The 6,151-nt window shown below is 31.8% G+C and carries 6 protein-coding genes; all 6 read right to left on the reverse strand.

The genetic code is table 11. The annotated features are described in order from the left end of the window. A partial coding sequence (locus tag FVF61_RS07570) for a hypothetical protein (RefSeq protein WP_148454967.1) occupies positions 1-546 on the reverse strand: 546 nt, incomplete at its 3' end. A gap of 929 nt (positions 547-1,475) precedes the next feature. Continuing rightward, on the reverse strand, positions 1,476-2,273 hold the full coding sequence (locus FVF61_RS07580; RefSeq protein WP_148454969.1) for an SDR family NAD(P)-dependent oxidoreductase: 798 nt from the start codon (positions 2,271-2,273) through the stop codon (positions 1,476-1,478). A gap of 157 nt (positions 2,274-2,430) precedes the next feature. Then, positions 2,431-3,183 carry a DUF6090 family protein gene (locus tag FVF61_RS07585; protein ID WP_148454971.1) on the reverse strand — a complete coding sequence of 251 codons (753 nt, stop codon included), beginning with the start codon at positions 3,181-3,183 and terminating at the stop codon, positions 2,431-2,433. Between the two features lie 174 nt (positions 3,184-3,357). Further along, positions 3,358-3,897 (reverse strand): DUF7010 family protein, encoded by a 540-nt coding sequence (locus FVF61_RS07590; RefSeq protein WP_148454973.1) that lies wholly within the window; start codon positions 3,895-3,897, stop codon positions 3,358-3,360. Between the two features lie 233 nt (positions 3,898-4,130). Continuing rightward, positions 4,131-4,919 (reverse strand): DUF6090 family protein, encoded by a 789-nt coding sequence (locus tag FVF61_RS07595; protein WP_148454976.1) that lies wholly within the window; start codon positions 4,917-4,919, stop codon positions 4,131-4,133. Positions 4,920-5,081: 162 nt separating this feature from the next. Continuing rightward, entirely contained in the window at positions 5,082-6,005 is a 924-nt protein-coding gene (locus tag FVF61_RS07600; protein WP_158635198.1) for a TolB family protein, read from the reverse strand. Between the last annotated feature and the right edge of the window lie 146 nt (positions 6,006-6,151).

Here is a 6,151-nt window from a genome sequence, read left to right on the forward strand (position 1 = left end):
AGGAACATTCATATTAACGGCAGAAGCATCGATAGCAATTGGGGCAGTAACTGAGCAATTGTCATTAGCTATAGCACCTTGTTCAGTATATGAACTACAAGCTTCTACAGATATAATAGCAAGTCCATTAAGAGTTATGGTTGGGTTATTGCTATCTAAAACAGTAATTTGTGCTGTACAAGTATCACTTGAACCATCGCTACTGTCTGTAACAGTTAAAGTAACATCAACTGGTAAACCAATATCTGAACATGAAAACGTTGATATGTCAATTGAAAAACCATCTCCAACACTACCAATATTTATGTCAGAAGCTAATATAGAAGCATTTCCACTTGCATCTAAATAAACTGTAATGTTTTGACAATTAGCATCTGCTATAGGAAGTGCCGAATCATTTGGTTTTAACGACACATAATTATCTAAGTAATTTGTAAATTCAAATGTAGATTCTATAAAAGGAGAACTATATATGTTTTTAGACAAGCTTGTTAGGCTTGTAAACACGATAGTAACAATAAGTAAATAAAAAGTAATTTTTTTCATACTCATAATAGTTAAAAGTTATAGGGCACCAAACTGAGTAACTAATACTAAACTTAAAAATTAAATGGATTAATGAACAAAAGTTTAATATTTGATACTAATTTGCTATTAACTGTTCGAGAGGGATAAACGAAATTATTGTGTTATGTTTCTAAGAACAAATATATTCGTTAAAATACCGTTTTATTCTTTGACAACCATAATATAAACAATATGAATTAGTTAAATGAAATAATTTGTATATACATTTATTTTTTTGTTTTAAATTATCTAAAAATATTATTCAATTATCTTATTGCCTATTATTAATTCTAATAACAACCTAATTCTATGCAATTATATGTAATAAAGTTGACAAAAACTAGAAAAAAATGCATTACATCGGATTTTACTGCATTACACAGATGTTTTTGGTTTTTAAACCAAGAGTTTTATACTAATTTTCTTACTTCAGCTTTTATGATATACAATTAATAAAGTACTAGCGAAACAAACTATTCATTTATAATTAGAAAGTTTAAAGCATTGTAATAAAATATTGTTCTCTTGTCTTCATCTATCAAAAAAACATAACTATCAAGTTGTTTGATACTTTTCTCAATATCATGAAACCATACCATAGCATCAGATCCGTACATGACTTTATCTAACAGATTTGCTTTTTTAGCTTGTCTTAAAAAATCTTCAGTACAAATAGGTTACATACCACCTTCCTATAAAATAACTCCTAAATCTGCATAAATATGTTTATAATGGTCCATTAAGGCTAAAGCATGTTTTCGTAGATAGACGCATTTTCTAAAGTTGTCCAGCCTTTCCAAGTTCTAATTATTTTCGTTTTATTATGCATTATGATTTAATTGTTGCCAACTGCACTATATATCCCTACTATAGTAATGCATTTTTTTTGTTTTAGGGAAACTGCATTTTTATTCAGGTTTTGGACCTTTTGATACCATAGTTCTCACCAAGCTAGGAAACCAACGCTGTAAACAAACTAAAACTCTCCCGTGAGTTGTAAAAACATAATTTCTTTTTCTCTTCAATATGGCTTTCACCATAACTTTCGCGGCTTTATCTGTTGGCCACATTAAATTTGATGGACGTGGATCTGGACGTTCCGGATGCCAGACGCCTTCATTATCAATTCTGGCAATTTCAGACACAACAAATCCAGGATGTATAGTGGTACAACTTACACCAGTATCTTTTAATTCAACTTGTAAGGTCAGACCAATGGAATGCACAGCAGCTTTTGAAGCGCCATAGGCGCCCACATGAGGATTAGGAAGATAAGCACCTACACTGCCTACTAAACCTATACGACCTTGGTTTTTCTTTAAATGTGGTAGGGCATATTTTACCGTTAAAGCTAAGCCAGTAACATTACCTTGTAATTGCCTGTTCCAATCTTTTTCAGTTAATGTATCTATACTTCCAAATACACCAAAACCAGCATTGGCCACAGCAATATCTAGACGTCCCCAAGTACTTATAATGTTTTGAACAGCAGATTCTATAGATTTTTCTTCCATAATATCCACTGGAATAACTAAGGCTTCTCCACCTGAATTTTTAATCTCCAGAGCAATCTCTTGTAATAAGTCTTTACGTCTGGCAGAAAGCACCACTTTATATCCTAGTCTTGCCCACTCAAAGGCCATAGCTTTGCCAATACCAGACGAAGCTCCTGTTATCCAAACTACGTTTTCTTTTGTATTTGTCATAGCACGTTTTATTTAGTTTAAGTGTTTGTTTTTTAAGCTTAGGCTTAACGTTTCAATAATAATAGCTGCCTGCCTTAGGCATGGCAGACAGATTTTCGTTATTTTTTTTTTTACCTTCAGTTCAATATTTATTATGTCTTACATTTTGTCTATTCATTTAATAGCTTTTAATTTCATCGTCTATTAAACTTTTTAATCTTTCTGTACTTGTTATAAGTTGGTCGCTTATATAATCAATGGTCATAGCCGATTGAAAAGAAATATGTTTTATGTTTTTATAGAATTCGGTATCGGTAGCTATTGACTTTAAATCAAAACTTATTCCCATATAAGAAGAGACAGGTTTAATTAAATTAGAAGCTACAGGCATTCCATTAAGGTGGCCAATAGCCAATCTTTCGGTTTCCTTTAAGGCAGGATTATAAGAAGATGTAATTTGCTGATTCAATTCTACTTGTGATTGATAATCTGCTAACGCTTTTTTAAGATTTTCTGAATTAATGTATGATAATTTCCCAGAACTAACTATTTCAGTATAAGTAGGAAGCATTTGAGAGTAATCCATAATCCAACCAACCCTTGTTATGGCAGTAATAAACATTGTAGAATCTATTGCTTTTTGGTCGTCAAGTGAGTTGAGTATATAATCTGCCCAACTTTTTCGAACGTTTAATATACTTTGTTGGTCTTTCAAATCTTTGATGTTCTCTTCAACTTCAAACTTAAGATTTCTCAATAAGACTTCAGTTTCTTTATGCTCTATACGTTCTTGGTTCCAATTATTAATTTGCAAAGCAATTAAAATTCCTATAACAACGAGAACGATTTCACCAATGGCATAAAGTAGATATTTACTAAACTTATTTTCAGTTAAAAGCTGTTGTCTAATTCGTCTAAAGAACTTAATCATAATTTAGTTTTTGTTTCTTAATGAAGGTTAATGGTCTCGGCTATGAGTAGTAGTGGATTTCTACTCACTAACTTTTCAGTTTTGCACTGACCTTTGTTTTATGTTTATACTTTCGTTTTATCACTTAAACTGCTATTATTTATACACCGAGTTATGCCTTGTGTTTTTTTAAGTTCAAGTTTCATTTGTTTTTCTTTCCATAACAATAACCATGATTCCAAAAATTAATTCAATAATTCCACCTGTGATTCCACCAAAATGAAAAGGTTGGTTTGAAATCAAACATAACATCCCCGATACTATTAAAAACAGCCCCAAAATCCAATATACTTTCATTCCGTAAACTGATTGAAACACCAAATACCTTACGCCAATTATCATAAGCATAACTGGAAAAAACCACGATTTTTGTATTTGGAAAATCGAATAGGCTATAAAAAGTCCAATAAACAATATTGCGGTACTTTCAAAAGCTAACTTGGCGAGAGGATTATTTTTTTGGTGTTTTCCACTTCTATTTAAGAGCTTTACAGAATATACTCCCAAAGGGTAAATTAACATTCCACCTATAAAGAAGGTTAAAATACTTGTTTCTTTTGTTAAATACATTCCAGCAAATCCAGAAATTAGCCAGATTATACCTGAAACTAAAATACCTGTTCCTCCACCTAAATAGGCAATACGCATGTCTTTTTGAAATTCCTTAAAGTTCATCTAATTTTAGTTTGAGGTTTTTTTGTTAATGGTTTACATACGGCACAACGTGTTTGTTTATGGTTTGCTTTGGCCAGTTCGCTATGCTCGTGTGTTACGTGGTTTAAGCACCTAATTTAGCAAATTAAAACTGAATAGACACGAGCATAGCGAACTGTGCTTAGCAAAAATCTACGAGGATTTTCAGAAGAGGCGAAAACTAGCCATTAATTAAACAAGTTGTTGTGCTCTCGTTATTTTTCTATTTCCAAATCTAATACTTCTAATATTTTATTAATATGTTTTTTCAAAGCTTGTGATTCATAATTATTCGTGAGGTTCAATCCGTAGGCGTGAGAAATAATACTTTCCAGTTCATAGTTTTTCAGTAATTCTAAAGAGTTTGTTGATAAATTAGACTTATCAATTTTCCTGTAATTAGCATTTTCATTTGCTAGTAAATAGGCTGTTTTATTACTATCTTCCCAGAATCTTTTGAGAATATTTCTTCCTGTTCCAGTTTTGTCCATGAAGGTCATTATGGAACCAGTATAATAGTTCACATATAACTGCTCCATTTCTCGCAATTGATGAACATCAGATGTCCAATTCGTGAGAAGTCTTTTCAATTCTTTATTTGATATTATTTGAATGCTTCTCGAGCCAACTAAATCGTTTTGAATGGGGTCAAAGGTTAGTGTTAGATATAGTGAACCTAATTTAGCTATGAATAAAGAATCGCTTTCTATTTCTTGATTTGTGAAATAGTTTAAGCAATCTTCAAAGTCTTTCAACATATCATTTCGTAAATCTATCTTTGAGTTTAACTGTTTTAGATTGATGGTAAATTCATTTTTAAGTTGCTTTAAAACAACTTGCTCTTCCGTTTTTATTTTACGTTGTTGGTTAAGGTTATTAATCCATAATGCAATCAATATTCCGATAACCACAAGAACTATCTCACCAATAGCATAAAGTAGATATTTGCTGAATTTATTTTCGGTGAGTAATCGCTGGCGTATTTTTCTAAAGAATTTTATCATTGGTTAAGGTTGGTTATAATGAAGCACAACGTTTAGTATATGCAAAGTAGGCGATTGCGGGCTTCGAACTTATTAAACCGTTACAATTTTGAAGCGGACTACAATCCTTGAAATCACTACAATATCGCCTATTTTGTATATACATTGTTGGGCGTATGTGCTTTAGTTCTTAATCACAAAATTCGGACATTGTTGATATTGATAGGTTGAATCAGTCAGTATTTTCAATTCTTTGGTTTCCCAATTCATTAGTCCAATATGAAATTGAGTTTGTTCATTGTCAAATAGTTCAATTGCCAACCACTTTCCATCGGGACTCCAATCGTGCCATCCTTCATTTTCTTTGTTGTCTGTTAGTTTCCATTGTTTTTGACCGTCAAGACTAACTGCATATAAACTATATTTTCCGTTTTGTTTGCTCTGGTAGGTGATATAGTTTTCAGTTGGATGAAGTTTAGGTGTCCCTGCTTTGTAACCAAATTTACCCGCTGTTGTATCGTTTACAGGGTAAGTGGTTAATTGCTTTCTATTTTGACCATTTTCATCGATTATGTATAACTCTTCATTAAATCCTTCAATGAGTTTGGATTTTGTCCTTCCTCCTCTGAAAACAATTTGTTTTCCGTTGTTAACAAATAGAGGGTCACCTGAATATGGCAAACCTGTTTTTAATTTGCTTAAAATATTTCCTTTTAAGTCAAATACATAGAAAGTAGAATCAGCTTTAGGTTTTACTATAAGTTCTTCCCCGTTGTTTCTGCTACTCATCCAACTATCAGCAAGAAGAATGTCTGAAATCTTCTTTAAGTTTTCTCCTTTAAAATCACTTTGATATAATCTGAAACAACGATGGCAGGTGTCCTTATCAGAGATAAATAAAACCTTGTCCTTGTCGGAAATGTAACTCCATTCGACACCTGGTAGATCGGTAATGTTCTTTTGATTGCTTCCATCAATATCAATCTTGAATACGTCATAATTGTCTGTGGAATCATTGACCAACACGTTATAAATTATTGCATATTCATTAGTACTTTGCTTACTGTCTAGAGTCTTTTTTGGAGATTCATTACAGGATACAAACAAAATTGCTATAAATATTATCAGAAAAAAATTTATTCTTTTCATCGTATTTAATTTTTATTGTCCTTTTTTCAGCATTATGCCCAACGTTGATGTGTATGGTTAGTGGCGTGTTTAAGCACTAAAGTTAGCAAATACAAACCGAATAA

This window comes from Xanthomarina maritima (genome assembly GCF_008084905.1).
GTDB lineage: Bacteria > Bacteroidota > Bacteroidia > Flavobacteriales > Flavobacteriaceae > Xanthomarina > Xanthomarina maritima.